Annotated in this window: 7 protein-coding genes and 1 pseudogene; 3 read left to right on the forward strand and 5 right to left on the reverse strand. The window is 72.0% G+C overall.

Annotation, left to right across the window (positions count from 1 at the left end; all coding sequences use genetic code 11):
* Nucleotides 1-50: 50 nt before the first annotated feature.
* Together GL259_RS31805 and GL259_RS31810 are read right to left on the reverse strand one after the other, a co-directional pair.
* A complete protein-coding gene (locus GL259_RS31805; protein WP_159536723.1) occupies nt 51-2,714 on the reverse strand; it encodes a cellulose binding domain-containing protein in 2,664 nt (887 codons plus the stop codon).
* A 352-nt stretch (nt 2,715-3,066) separates the two neighbouring features.
* Nucleotides 3,067-5,982 carry a glycoside hydrolase family 48 protein gene (locus tag GL259_RS31810; protein WP_159536724.1) on the reverse strand — a complete coding sequence of 972 codons (2,916 nt, stop codon included), beginning with the start codon at nt 5,980-5,982 and terminating at the stop codon, nt 3,067-3,069.
* Nucleotides 5,983-6,551: 569 nt separating this feature from the next.
* On the opposite strand from GL259_RS31810, the gene GL259_RS31815 reads away from it, so the two are divergent.
* The 3 genes and pseudogenes from GL259_RS31815 (at nt 6,552) to GL259_RS31825 (ending at nt 10,137) form a co-directional block, all read left to right on the forward strand.
* Entirely contained in the window at nt 6,552-8,273 is a 1,722-nt protein-coding gene (locus tag GL259_RS31815) for a glycoside hydrolase family 6 protein (protein ID WP_159536725.1), read from the forward strand.
* 184 nt (nt 8,274-8,457) lie between these two features.
* Nucleotides 8,458-9,365 (forward strand): annotated as a pseudogene (locus GL259_RS31820) (class I SAM-dependent methyltransferase).
* Nucleotides 9,366-9,435: 70 nt separating this feature from the next.
* The gene (locus GL259_RS31825; protein WP_159536726.1) at nt 9,436-10,137 is read left to right on the forward strand and encodes an SDR family NAD(P)-dependent oxidoreductase; all 702 of its coding nucleotides are present in this window, start codon (nt 9,436-9,438) and stop codon (nt 10,135-10,137) included.
* A 71-nt stretch (nt 10,138-10,208) separates the two neighbouring features.
* On the opposite strand, the gene GL259_RS31830 is transcribed toward GL259_RS31825, so the two are convergent.
* The 3 genes from GL259_RS31830 to GL259_RS31840 all read right to left on the reverse strand — a co-directional run bounded on the left by GL259_RS31830 (nt 10,209) and on the right by GL259_RS31840 (nt 14,172).
* Entirely contained in the window at nt 10,209-11,000 is a 792-nt protein-coding gene (locus GL259_RS31830; protein WP_159539150.1) for an aldo/keto reductase, read from the reverse strand.
* A 125-nt stretch (nt 11,001-11,125) separates the two neighbouring features.
* Nucleotides 11,126-12,952: an AMP-dependent synthetase/ligase gene (locus tag GL259_RS31835; protein ID WP_159536727.1), complete on the reverse strand. Its 1,827-nt coding sequence runs from the start codon at nt 12,950-12,952 to the stop codon at nt 11,126-11,128.
* 341 nt (nt 12,953-13,293) lie between these two features.
* Entirely contained in the window at nt 13,294-14,172 is an 879-nt protein-coding gene (locus GL259_RS31840; RefSeq protein WP_159536728.1) for a LysR substrate-binding domain-containing protein, read from the reverse strand.
* Nucleotides 14,173-14,354: the final 182 nt, after the last annotated feature.

A 14,354-nucleotide genomic window follows, 5' to 3' on the forward strand; every position in this document is an offset into this window, starting at 1 on the left:
CCGCTGTCGCCGGCGGGGGGCCGGTCGTCGTCCCCCCGCCGGCGGTCCCCTCAGCGCACCGTGCAGGTCCGCTCGCCCAGCCTGAAGGCGGCCGGTTCGGTGTTCGCCGCCGATCCGGCCGCGGTGAAGCCGAAGCCGACCGACGCGCCCGCCGCCACGGTGCCGTTCCAGTCGGTGTTGCGCACCGTGACCGCCGGACCCGACTGCGTGTGGGCGGCGTTCCAGAGCTGGGAGATCCTCTGCCCGTCCGCGAAGGACCAGTTCAGCGTCCAGCCGTTCCAGGCGCTCGACCCCGTGTTGGTCACCCGTACCTCGGCCTGGAAGCCGCCGGACCACTGGTTGGCGACCGTGTACGTCACCGCGCAGGCGCCCGAGGGCTGCGGGTCCGGATCCGGGTCCGTGCCGCCGCCGGTGTCCGAGGTGTCGCCGTAGACGACGCCGCGGCCGTTGGTCGCCACGTAGACCCGGCCGTACACCCGCGGGTCACCGGTGATCGCCGCGCCGGTCCAGCCCCACTGGTGGGCGTCGTCGTTGACGCGGGTCCAGCTCTCGCCCCGGTCCGTGGAGCGGAAGATGCCGCGCACACCGTCGATCTGCGCGCTGGTGTAGAGGGTCTGGTACGAGGATCCGGGCGCCGCCTTGCCGAAGCCGACGGTGTCGGCCTCCTCGACGTTCGGCAGCCTGGTGAAGGTCGCCCCGGCGTCCGTGGAGTGCCACAGGCCGTACGCCCCGTCGCTCGATCCGCCCGCCAGCCAGACGTCGCCCTTCGCGCCCGGCAGCGCCTTGAACCGCACGCTGTCACCGCCGGGCAGTCCGGTCGCGGCCGACTCCCTGAACGTCGCCCCGCCGTCCGTGCTGACGTAGAACCTGCCGGACTTGAAGCCGTAGAAGGTCTTCGGGTCCACCCGGTCGGACTCCACGACCGCCCCGTCCGGGATGCCGGCCGACTTCGACCAGGACGTGCCGAACCCGGTCGTGTGGTGCACGCCGGTGCCCTGCGGGCTCCACACGAACCGGCTGCCGTCGGCCGCCGCCGCGACCGTCCCGCCCCCGCTGACTCCCGAGGGGTCGGTGCCCGCGAACCAGTGGGCGCCGTTGTCGGTGGAGAACGCGATGTGCGGGCCGGAGTCCAGGGCGCCGGACCGGACCACCGTGTCCGGGTTCGACTCGGCGAAGTCCAGGCTCGTCGTCGACGTGAAGCCGGGCTGGGTGAACATCATCGACGGCACCTCGGTGAGATCCGTGTGCCGGAAGCCGCCGACGTCGCCGAGCGCGCTGAGCAGCGGCGCGCCCGACGGGGGAGAGGCGAGGTCGTTGACGGCCGTCTCCTCCAGACCGCGCACCATCGGCGTGATGGTGAACCGCGAGCCGGTGTCCCAGTTCGTGAGGTCCTCGGTGCCGTGGACCGTCGCGCCGGTGCCGTACATCATGCGGTCCGAGTCGAAGGGGTCGATCTCCAGCGCCTCGGTCATCCAGCCGAGCTTCGGGGTCTGTTCGGGCGGGGAGGGGCTGGCGCCCCAGGTGAGCCACGGCACGGACGAGACGTCCATCGTGTAGCGGTTCTCGCGGTTCGGGTACGACGTGTAGTCCCACGCCTTCGTCCAGGTCGCGCCGCTGTCCGTGGAGCGGAAGATCTGGGTGTCCGGCCACCAGGAGCTGTAGGCGGTGGCCATCACCGTGCCCGGGTCCTGCCGGTCCACCGTCAGTCCGCTGAAGCCGTAGTACGTGTCGGCCCCGGCGACGGGGCTGATGTCGGTCCAGGTGCCGGTCGCCGTCGCGTACCGGTACAGCCGGCCCCTGCCGCCGTCGTAGGGGCCGCCGGTGTCGCTGTAGGCGAGGTAGAGGTGGCCGTTCCCGGCGTCGAGGACGCCCTTGTGGGCGAGGTACCCCGTCGGCTGGCCGGGCAGCCGCTGCCAGGTGGCGCCCGCGTCCGTCGACCGGTACACGGCGTTGTCCTTGTCGGCGACACCGGCGTAGACCGTCCTCGTCGCCGTGCCGGCGCTGCCCGTCGACTCGTCGAAGGTGACCCAGACGATCCCCTGGTTGTCACTGGCGTACCCGGACGTGTCGCTCGGATCCTGGGCGTAGTTCCCGGGGTTGGGGAAGTTCGCGACCCGCGACCAGCTCGCCCCCGAGTCCGTCGACCGCCACAGCCCCTTCCCGCTGGGCGCGCCCAGGTACAGCACGCTGTTGCGGTTCGGGTCGACCGCCAGGCGTTCCCCCATGCCCCGGCCCGGCATGTTGCCGCCCAGCTTGAACGGCAGGCCGGCCTTCCGCCAGGTCGCGCCCCGGTCGGCGGAGCGCAGCACCGCGCCGTTGCCCGGGTCCCAGTCGTTGGTGTACGTGCCGACCGCCGCGTACACCCGGTCCGGGTCGACCGGGTCGGAGGCGAGGCTCACCACGCCGGTGTGCCCCCAGTCGTCCCAGCCCACCGAGTCCAGCAGCGGGGTCCAGGTCTTCGTCGCCTCCTGCCAGCGGTAGGCGCCGCCGATGTCGGTGCGGGCGTAGGCCAGGTTCTTCTCGCTGCGGTTGAAGACGATGCCGGGGACGAACCCGCCGCCGTCGACGCGGGCGTTCTTCCAGGTGAAGGTGTCGGCGGCGAGGGGGGTGGCCGCGGCCGGTTCCGGGCCGTCGCCGGCCGCGAGGGCGGGCGGGCCGCCCTCGCGGCCGGCCGCCAGGGCGAGCACGGCCGTGAGGATGCGGGTTCTTCGCACGGTGCGTTCCTTCCTCGGGGTGGGGGGAGGGGCGGAAAGCGTGCGAGGGCCGGGCGGCCCCCCGTGCGTGGGTCCTGCCGTCGGACTCCCGTCGTCCGCCCGGAGGGCGGGCCGCGCGGCGCCATGGGGGTCCCCCTGCTCGAGCGAAGTCGAGAGCTCGGGGGAGCGTCCTCTCGGTGTGCCGGGCCCCGAACCCGTACTTGGAGGTACTCGGGTCGGGGCCCGGTGCGGCGAGAGTGCGTGCATGGTGTCGTGCGGCGGACGGGAGTCCGGCGGCAGGGCCCGGGGGGCCGCCCGGCCGGGTGGCCCCGGCGTCAGGTGCCGGGGCCGGTACGCGGAGCGCCGGCGGGGACTATTCGAGAAGCTCCGCGTACGAGCCCATGGCCGTGGCGATGTCCGCCTGGGCCCAGAACCGGTGGTACGTGAAGGTGGGCGCGGCGCCGCCCGCCAGGTAGGACTCGATCTTCGACCAGGCCGGGTCGTCCTGGTAGAAGGAGCGGATCGAGTCGAACGTCGACGAGGAGTTGATCACGTCGCCGTTGGGCATGGTGCCGGTCCAGCCGTTCGGGACGTACACCGGGTCGTCGAAGCGGTTGTAGTCGGCGCGGGTCTCCGGGACGGCGATGCCCAGGTCGTCCTGGTGGTTGTTCCACATGCCGTCGAGGAGCTTCTTCGCGGTGGCCGCGGCCTCGGTGTCACCGGAGCGGTCGGCGTAGTACGTCAGGGTCTTGGCGTACGCGGCCGCCACGCCGACGTCGTTGGTGTAGTCGACGACGGTGACGTGCAGGCCGCTGTTGGCACCGGGGGCCGTGGCGTTCCACGTGTCGGGCTTGCCCGACCAGCGCAGCGTCGACGGGATCCGGAAGGTGCCGTCCGGGTTGACCGTGGTCTCGGACAGGGCCCAGTCCACCCACTTGTCGAGGACCGACTTGGCGAGCGCGTTGCCGGTCTGCTGGTACAGCTCGGCGACCCGCTCCATCGACCACGCCTGGAAGCCGAACCACTGGTTGGACGGCGGGTCGTGGTAGACCGGCTTCTCGTCGTAGTGCATGCCGTAGAAGGTCGGCGTGCCGGCCGGCGGGGTCGTGTACCGGCCCGCCCAGCTGTTGGTCGCGCCGCCCGCGATGGCGCCCTCGTCGGACTGCAGCCAGCGGTAGAACTCCAGCTGCCGCTGCATCGACTTGGCCCAGTCGTCCGCGCCCGTCGCCGACTTCGGCTTCAGCGGCGCGTAGTTGCTCAGCGCGTACGCGGCGAGAGGGTTCTGGTAGCCGCCGTGCGCGTGGCTGGAACCGATGCGCCAGGCCCAGCCCGCCGAGGAGTCGGTGGCGCCGCCCCAGGCGTAGTACCAGGACAGCAGGTAGTGCGAGGCGTCCTTGCCGGTGCCGGCCGGGCAGGACGGGCTGGTGCAGTTGCCGATCTTCTTGAAGTACTTGTCGAACATGGCGTAGCGCAGGTAGTCACCCATCTTCGCGGCCTTGGTGACGGTCGCGGAGACCTCGGAGCCCTTGCCCTGCTCCTTGGCCCACTTGTCCGCCCAGTACGCGGCCTGCACGGCGCGCGCGTCGGCGTCCGGGGCGTTGGTGAACTTCCACTGCCTGGCGTAGGACGCGTCCTTGGTGAACAGGTCCAGGTAGCCGTTCTTCCCGCCGTACTTGAAGGCGTCGCAGGTGGGCTGCGGGACGGTCTCCCACACCGACTCCTGCGGGCCGCGCTGGAAGGTGTTGATGTACGACGGTCCGGTGTCCGCCGGACCCGCCTCGCACTTGCCGGGCGAGTTGCCGTAGCCGTAGACGTTGTCGACGTCCTGGATCCAGTGCATGCCGTAGACGTCGTCCGTGCCGTAGGCGGACCTCAGCTCGGCCGCGATCGGGTCGGGGCCGACCGGGACGCCCGTGTCGAGCGCGGACGGGTACTCGTTCGGGGTGTCGTACTCGGGCGCGTACGTCGCCGGCTTCGAGGCGTTGTAGAAGGAGTTGGTCGGCTGGTCGGCGCGGTTCGGGATCATGTACTTCTCCATGATCTCCCAGGCCCCGTTGAACTTGGACCAGTCACCGGTCACCTTGCCGTACATGGCCTGGAGCCACAGCAGGTAGCTGTACGCCTCCGAGGTGGTCTCGTGGCCGTGGTCCGGCGCCTCGACGATCAGCGTCTCGACCGAGTGGTACGGGATGCCCTCGGGCGAGAAGTAGCCGTTCGCCGGGTCGGTGATCTTCCCGTACAGCTCCAGGAAGCGCGCGTCGTACGCCTTCTGCGCACCCAGCTGCGTCACCGTGACCGCGGCCTTGCCGTGCCCCGGCGCCGTCGACTCGAAGACCGCCGAGCCGGTGCCGGAGGAGTCGGCGCCGATGGTCACCTTCTGCGCGGTGTTCCAGTTCGACGGGGTGAAGGTGAGCGAGGCGCCACCGGTGACCGACAGCCCCGAGTTGCCGCTCGCGCGGGCCGTCGTGACGGTCACGTTCGCGCTCGGCTGCTTCGACAGCTTCACCTCGTACGTGCCCGACTCGCCCTGCCGGACGCCCAGTTGGGACGGTGTGGCCACCACGGTGGGGCCCGAGGCGACCGTGATGCCGACCGGGGTCGAACTCGCGGAGGCGCCCATGCTGTCGTGGGCCTTCGCCACCAGCGAATGACTGCCCACGGTCAAACCGGCGACCGACAGGGTGAACGGGGCGCTGCTGTCCGTGCCCAGCAGTTCGGTGTCGTCGTAGAACTCGACCTTGGTGATCGTGGCGTTGTCGGCCGCCGCCGCGGTCGCCGCGAGCGGGACGGTCTCCCCCTGGGTGTAGACGGCGCCGGCCTCGGGGCTGGTCAGCACGGTGATCGGCGGCTGGTGGGCGCCGACGCAGGTGGTGCCGTTGATCGCGAAGGACGTGGGCGCGGCGTTGGATCCGCTGTAGGAGAACTGGGCGCCGGTCGTGACGGCGCCGCCGGCGGCGATCCGGGCGTTGTACCCGGCGTTCTTCACGGTCACGGTCTTCCCGGACTGCGACCAGCTGCCGTTCCAGCCGTTCACGAGCTTCTGGCTGCCCGCGTAGTCGTACGTCAGCGTCCAGCCGTCGATGACGTCCGTGCCGCGGTTGGTGAGCGTCAGTTCCGCGGTGAAGCCGGAGCCCCAGTCGTTGGTCCGGTAGTCGACGCTGCACTGGACGGCCGCCGCCTGAGCGGGAGTTGAACCTGAGGAGAGCATCGTCAGCGGGAGCGCGAGAGCCGCCGCGGCGGCCGTCCACAACCGCCGGACGCCTCTGCGTCTCCTGGGTGGGGGATGCATGGTGCTGGTTCCTCCTGCGACTCGGAGATGTCAAGGCTTGAACCAGTGGGAGCGCTCCCATAGTGGGGACGGGGTCGGGGGCGGTCAAGGTTTGTGGAGAGTCGAAAAGATTCGACGCGGCGAGACGCGGGGAAAGTTGACAACCCTCTGTTCTTCGCCGTCACTTGGCGCTAGCTTCATGAACACCAGTGGGAGCGGTTCCACCAGTCGGCGCGTCCGTCACGGCGCGCTTCGCACTGCAAGGAGTCGCTCATGCGCCACCCCCCGCGTTCAGTACTTTTAGCCATTCCCGTGCACGGCGGAGCGCTCCGCCACGCCCCCCTCCGCGGGCGGCGGCACCGGGACGGCGGCGATCCGGCTCGACGGCACCACCCGCACCCCGGGCGCGGGGCCGGCGCACCTTCGTGGGACCCCTCGTCGTCCGTGCTGCCCGAGAACACCCCCGGCGGCACCACGGGCCCGTCCTGGACCGGGTCACGACGGCACTCCCACCCCGTACGGCACCGGGCCGCGCGGCCCCCGCGCACGCCCTCGAAGGACAGCCCCCTACGGATAGGACACCCGCACTCATGAGTCGCACCAGAACCGCGCTCCTCGCCGCCATGGCGCTGGTCGCCGGCGCCACCGGGACGGCGTTCGCCGCCATCCCCGGCGACGTCGGCGCGGCCGCCGTCCCCTGCACCGTCGACTACAAGGTGCAGAACCAGTGGTCCACCGGCTTCACCGCGTCCGTGACGGTCACCAACAACGGCGCCGCCAAGTCGTCGTGGGCGGTGAAGTGGTCGTACGCCGGCAACCAGAAGGTCACCAGCGGCTGGAACGCCAAGGTCACCCAGTCCGGCGCCGACGTCACCGCCGCCAACGAGTCCTACAACGGCACGCTGGCCACCGGAGGTTCGGCCACCTTCGGCTTCCAGGGCTCCTACAGCGGCACCAACGCGATCCCGGCCACCTTCACCCTCGACGGCGTGACCTGCAACGTCGACTCCGGCGGACCGACCGACCCGCCGGACCCGACCGACCCGCCGCCCACGGGCAACCGGGTCGACAACCCCTACAGCGGCGCCAAGGTGTACGTGAACCCCGAGTGGTCCGCCAAGGCCGCCGCCGAGCCGGGCGGCAGCCGCATCGCCAACCAGCCCACCGGCGTCTGGCTGGACCGCACCGCCGCCATCAACGGCGTCAACGGCGGCATGGGCCTGCGCGACCACCTCGACGAGGCCCTGCGGCAGAAGGGCTCCGGCGAGCTCGTCGTCCAGCTGGTCATCTACAACCTGCCCGGCCGCGACTGCGCCGCGCTCGCCTCCAACGGCGAACTCGGCCCGACGGAGATCGACAAGTACAAGACGCAGTACATCGACCCGATCAAGGCCATCCTCGCCGACCCCAAGTACGCCTCGCTGCGGATCGTCACCACGGTCGAGATCGACTCCCTGCCGAACCTGGTCACCAACGTCTCCCCGCGGCCCACCGCCACGCCGAACTGCGACGTGATGAAGGCCAACGGCAACTACGTCAAGGGCGTCGGCTACGCCCTGAACAAGCTCGGTGACGTGCCCAACGTCTACAACTACGTGGACGCCGGACACCACGGCTGGCTCGGCTGGGACGACAACTTCGGCGCCTCCGCGGAGATGTTCAAGCAGGCCGCCACCGCCGAGGGCGCCACCGTCGCCGACGTGCACGGCTTCATCGCCAACACCGCCAACTACAGCGCGCTGAAGGAGGACCACTTCTCGGTCGACCAGACCGTGGCCGGCAAGTCGGTGCGCGAGTCCAAGTGGGTCAGCTGGAACCGTTACGTCGACGAGCTGTCGTACGCCCAGGCCCTGCGCCAGAAGCTGGTCTCGCTCGGCTTCGACTCGAAGATCGGCATGCTGATCGACACCTCCCGCAACGGCTGGGGCGGCACCGCCCGGCCCACCGGGCCCGGCGCCACGACCAGCGTGGACACCTACGTCGACGGCGGCCGCTACGACCGCCGGTTCAACACGGGCAACTGGTGCAACCAGAAGGGCGCGGGACTCGGCGAGCGGCCGAAGGCCTCGCCGGAGCCCGGGATCGACGCCTACGTGTGGATGAAGCCCCCGGGCGAGTCCGACGGGGCGAGCAAGGCCATCGACAACGACGAGGGCAAGGGCTTCGACCGGATGTGCGACCCGACGTACACGGGCAACCCGCGCAACGACAACAACATGTCGGGCGCCCTGCCCGACGCCCCGATCTCCGGGCACTGGTTCTCCGCCCAGTTCCAGGAGCTGATGAAGAACGCGTACCCGCCGCTGTCCTGACCGGCCGGCCGCTGTGAACCGCCGGGGACGGTCCCGCCGGGCCCGTCCCCGGCGGGGCCGCACACGCCCCTCCGGCGGTTCCGCCGCTCCCGCGAGGCACGTTTTGCGGGAGCGGCAACACCGCTTGCTCCCGTCCGGTGCGCCGGAGCACCCTGGCGGCACCCGAGCGGAGAGGCTGTCCACCATGGCGCACCACCACCACGACCACGGTCACGACCACGGCCACCACGACCACGGCCACCACGACCACGCCGACATCGACTGGGCCGAGATGGCCCCCTCCTCGAATCCCAGGCGGAGCTCTTCACCCCCCTGTACGAGCGGGCCCTGAGCTGGCTGGCGAAGGAGGTGACCGGACCCGGACTCGTCGTCGACGCGGGCAGCGGGCCCGGCGTCATCTCCTGCCTGTTCGCCGAGACCTTCCCGGGCGCGCGGATCGTGGCCGTCGACGGCTCCGGACCGCTGCTGGAGCGGGCCGCGGCCCGGGCCGCCCGCCAGGGCGTCGCCGACCGCTTCGGCACCCTCGCCGGTGAACTGCCCGAGGTGCTCGACGCGTTGGACTACCCGGCCGACCTGCTGTGGGCCAGCCGCAGCGTGCACCACCTCGGCGACCAGAAGGCGGCGCTCGCCGCCCTCGCCCGGCGGCTCGCGCCCGGCGGCACGCTCGCCGTGATGGAGGGCGGTCTGCCCGCCCGGTTCCTGCCCCGCGACATCGGTTTCGGCCGGCCCGGACTCCAGGCGCGCATCGACGCGGTGGAGGAGGAGTGGTTCGCCCGGATGCGCGCCGACCTGCCGGGCTCCGTCGCGCACACCGAGGACTGGCCGGCCCTGCTGGCCTCGGCCGGTCTGCACCACACCCGCTCGCGCACCTTCCTCCTCGACCTCCCCGCACCGGCCACGGACCGCGCCCGCGCCTACGTGGCCGCCACCCTGGGACGCATCCGCGAGGCCATGGCCGAGCGCCTGGACGCCGAGGACCGCGCCACCCTCGACCGCCTCCTCGACCCCGACGACGAGGCGGGCCTGCACCACCGCCCGGACGTGTTCGTCCTGGCGGCCCACACGGTCCACGCGGCGGTGCGGCCCGTGTGACCACGCCCTTGACTTCGAGAGCCCTCCAGGTGATGGACTCCCCGGCGGACAACGACACCAGGGGGTAACCATGACCGACTCTCCGGTCGCGCTCGTCACCGGTGGAGGCAGCGGTATCGGCGCCGCCGTCGCGCGGCGGTTGCTGGGCGCGGGGCAGCGGGTGGCCGTCACCGGGCGCGGCACCGGGCGGCTGCGCGGCTTCGCGAAGGAACTCGGCGAACCCGCAGGGCTGCTGACGCTCACCGGGAACGCGGCTGTGTACGACGACGTACGGTCGGCGGTCGACACCGTGCTGGCGGAGTTCGGCCGGCTGGACACCGTCGTCGCCAACGCCGGTTTCGCCACCCACGATTCGGTCGCCGAGGGCGACCCCGCCGGGTGGACCGAGATGGTGCTGACCAACGTCCTCGGTCCCGCCCTGCTGATCAGGGCCTCGATCGACGCCCTGAAGGAGACCCGGGGGCGGATCGTGCTGGTGGGGAGCGTCGCCGGGTTCGTACCGGGCCCCGGCAACATCTACGGGGCGACCAAGTGGGCGGTGACCGGGCTCGCCGAGAACACCCGGCGGCAGGTCACCGAGTGGGGCGTGGGCGTGACGCTGATCGCGCCCGGCCGGACAAGGACGCCGTTCTGGGACTCCTACGGCAGCCTCCCGCCCGGTCACCTGCTCACCGCGGACCAGATCGCCGACTCGGTCGTGTGGGCCCTGGGGCAGCCGGCCGGCGTGGACGTCAACACCGTGGTGGTGCGGCCCGTCGGCCAGCCCAACTGATCGGCTCCCCGCGGACGTCCGGCGGCCTCCCCGTCCCCGGAGGGCTCGGGGAGGCCGCCGGCGGCGGGGTGTCAGGCCCCGTTGAACGCCGCCGGGTCCGGACCCAGCCGCCGGTCCTCGTTCAGGGCGCTGATCGCCGCGAGGTCCTCGTCGTCCAGGCTGAAGCCGAAGACGTCGATGTTCTCCTTGATCCGGGACGGCGTCACCGACTTCGGGATGACGACGTTGCCCAGCTGGATGTGCCAGCGCAGGACGATCTGGGCCGGGGTGCGGCCGTGCTTGCGCGCGATGGCCACGATCGCCGGGACCTCCAGCAGGCCCTTGCCCTGGCCCAGCGGCGACCAGGCCTCGGTGGCGATGCCCTGCTGCGCGTGGTACTCGCGCGCGGCCTGCTGCTGCAGGTGCGGGTGCAGCTCGATCTGGTTCACGGCCGGGATCACCGACGTCTCGCCGATCAGCCGCTCCAGGTGCTCGGGGAGGAAGTTGGACACGCCGATCGCGCGGATCCGGCCGTCGGCGTGCAGCTTCTCGAACGCCTTGTACGTGTCGACGTACAGGCCGCGCTCCGGCGTCGGCCAGTGGATGAGGTACAGGTCCACGTAGTCCAGGCCCAGCTTCGACACGGAGGCGTCGAAGGCGCGCAGCGTCGCGTCGTACCCCTGGTCGCTGTTCCAGAGCTTGGTGGTGACGAAGAGCTCCTCGCGGGGGACGCCCGACCGCGCGACGGCCCTGCCGGTGCCCTCCTCGTTGCCGTAGATCGCCGCGGTGTCGATGCTGCGGTAGCCGACCTCCAGCGCCGTCGCGACGGCCGTCTCGGCCTCGTCGTCCGGCACCTGCCAGACGCCGAAGCCCAGCTGGGGCATCTCGACACCGTTGTTCAGGATGATCGGGGGGACCTTGCTCACGAGCTCTCGATCCTTCGGTTGTGGTCAGGTGGTACTCCCATCGTCAACGATCACGGCCCGTGATGCATTCCTGACGGGAGAATTCACACGCGGTAGAGCGCCTCGACCTCTTCCTCGTACGCCTTCTCGATCGCCTTCCGCTTCAGCTTCAGCGACGGCGTGAGCAGCCCGTGCTCCTCGGTGAACGGCTGCGCCAGGATCCGGAAGGTGCGGATCGACTCGGCCTGCGAGACGAGGGTGTTGGCCGCGACCACCGCACGCCGCACCTCCGCCTCCAGGTCCGGGTCCCGCACCAGCTCGGCCGGTGACAGCCCCGGCTTGCGGCGCACGGTCAGCCAGTGCTCGACCGCCTCCGGGTCCAGCGTGACCAGGGCGGCGACGTACGGGCGGTCGTTGCCGACGACGATGCACTGGCTGACCAGCGGATGGTCCCGCACCCGCTCCTCCAGCGGCCCCGGCGAGACGCTCTTGCCGCTCGAGGTGACCAGGATCTCCTTCTTGCGGCCGGTGATGGTCAGGTAACCGTCCTCGTCCAGGGAGCCGAGGTCGCCGGTGGCCAGCCAGCCGTCGTGCAGGGTCTCCCCGGTCGCCCCGGGGTCGTTGAGGTAGCCCTGGAAGACGGTGTCGCCCCGCAGCCAGATCTCCCCGTCCTGCGCGATGCGCACGGTGACCCCGGGGATCGGCCGGCCGACCGTGCCGTAACGGGTGCGCTCGGGCGGGTTGACGGTGGCGGCCGCCGTCGACTCCGTGAGGCCGTACCCCTCGTAGACGTGGACGCCGGCGCCCGCGAAGAACAGCCCGAGCCGGCGGTCCATCGCCGAGCCGCCCGACATGGCGTGCCGGATCCGGCCGCCCATCGCGGCGCGGATCTTGGAGTAGACGAGCTTGTCGAAGAACTGGTGCTGCATCCGCAGGGCCGCGGACGGGCCGGGGCCGGTGCCCCAGGCCTTCGTCTCGACGGCGTCCGCGTACGCGACGGCCACCTCGACGGCCTTCTCGAACGGCCCCGAACGGCCCTCCCGCTCCGCCTTGCGCCGCGCCGCGTCGAACACCTTCTCGAAGATGTACGGCACGGCCAGGATGAACGTCGGCCGGAACGCGGCCAGATCGGGCATCAGGGCCGCCGCGTTCAGCTGCGGCTGGTGGCCGAACTTCACCCTGCCGCGGATCCCGGCGACCTGCACCATCCGCCCGAAGACGTGCGCGAGCGGCAGGAACAGCAACGTCGCCGCCCGGTCGCTCTTCCCGGAGCGGAACACCGGCTCCCAGCGCGCGACGACGGTGTCCGCCTCGTGCATGAAGTTGCCGTGCGTCAGGACGCAGCCCTTGGGGCGGCCCGTGGTGCCCGAGGTGTAGATGACCGTCGCCACCGATTCGGGGGTGACCGCCCGCCGGTGCCGGTGCACCACCTCGTCGTCGAGGTGCGCGCCCGCGTCGTACAGCTCCTGCACCGCGCCCGCGTCGAGCTGCCACAGCCGGCGCATCCGGGGCAGCCGGTCGATGACGGTGGCGATCGTCATCGCGTGGTCCTCGTGCTCCACGACGGCGGCCGTCACCCCGGCGTCGTGCAGCATCCAGGAGCACTGCTCGGCGGAGGACGTGGGGTACACGGGCACGACCTGCGCGCCGATCGCCCACAGCGCGAAGTCGAAGAGCGTCCACTCGTAGCGGGTACGGGACATGATCGCGACCCGGTCGCCGAAGCGGACCCCGCCCGCGAGCAGGCCCTTGGCGAGGGCGAGCACCTCGTCGCGGAACTCCGCGCTGGTCACGTCCCGCCACCGGCCGGTGGCGTCCTTGCGGCCCAGCGCGACGTACGAGGGGTCCTCCTCGGCGTACCGGAAGACCACGTCGGCCAGACCGCCGGCCGCGGGCGCCGACGCGAGCGGAGGGCTGGTGATCTCGCGCAATCCCGCTCCCCGTTCCCGCTCCTCGGCGCTCGGACTGGCTCGGACCGGCGGGACCGGCCGGACCGGCCCGGGCCGGTCCGGGAGAGTGACGTCCCGCACAGCGCCGTGAAAGCTACCCCACCGGGCCGGGGTGCGGGAGGGGGTCCGAAAACCGGGCAGGGCTCTCGTCCGCGCTGGTCAGCGGGGGAAAATGCGCGCACATGGGGAAGGGCCGGACAGAAAGCTGACGGTGGAGTAAGTTTCGGCGCCGTAATCTCCACGGAATCTGTACGGCCCCATGACCGTCCCTTGGGGCGCGCCACCGGGTCCCACCCACCCCAGCGTGCGCGCGGACGAAAACGTCACCGCCCGCTGCGGTGCAGCCGGTCGCCGCCCGCCAGGATCGCCGCCGTCAGGGCGTCGGCCGCCCCCCGCGCGGAGGGGCGGTGCCGGCCGTGCGCCACCACGAAGTCCACCTCGCCCGGCTCCGGCAGGCCCGCCCGCTCCGGCACCCGCACCAGCCCCGGGGGGATCAGCCCGCGCGCGTGCACCATCACCCCCAGCCCGGCGCGGGCCGCCGCGAGCAGGCCGTTGAGGCTGCCGCTGGTGCACACGACGCGCCACTGCCTGCCCTGCCGCTCCAGCGCCCGCAGCGCCAGGGCCCGGGTGATGCCCGGCGGCGGGTAGACGATCAGCGGCACCGGGCGGTCCGGGTCCGGGCGCAGCCCCGGCGCGCCGATCCACACCAGCTCGTCGTGCCAGACCAGCCGGTGCGGATCGGCGCGCGGGTCCTCCGGTCGCCGCTTGGCCAGCACCAGGTCCAGCCTTCCCGCGGCGAGCTGCTCGTGCAGCGTGCCCGACAGCTCGACCGTCAGCTCCAGGTCGACCTCCGGGTGCTCGTGCCGGAACCGCTCGAGGATCTCCGGCAGCCGGGTCAGCACGAAGTCCTCCGACGCGCCGAACCGCAGCCGCCCGCGCAGCCGGGTGCCGGTGAAGAACTGCGTCGCCTGCTCGTGCGCGGCCAGGATCCGCCGCGCGAAGCCGAGCATCGCCTCGCCGTCCTCGGTCAGCTCCACCGAGTGCGTGTCCCGGGTGAACAGCTGCCGCCCGGTCGCGTCCTCCAGCCGCCGCACGTGCTGGCTGACGGTCGACTGCCGCAGCCCGAGCCGCCGCGCCGCCTGGGTGAAGCTCAGCGTCTGCGCCACGGACAGGAACGTCCGCAGCTGCGTCGGGTCGTACATCCCGGCAGGCTACCGCGGTCATCGCGGACCGTGATGACAGTCAGAGCGGTGTACCGGATTCCCGATCACGACGGGAGGGAGCAGGATGGAGAGGGGACGCCTCGTCCCCGCGCGGCCCGGGGACGCCGAGCGCGTCCCGGTGCGCGTCCGTGGGCGCACCGCCCGCACGACCGAGCAAGTGG

This window comes from Streptomyces sp. Tu 3180, assembly GCF_009852415.1.
In the GTDB taxonomy this organism is placed as follows: Bacteria; Actinomycetota; Actinomycetes; order Streptomycetales; family Streptomycetaceae; genus Streptomyces.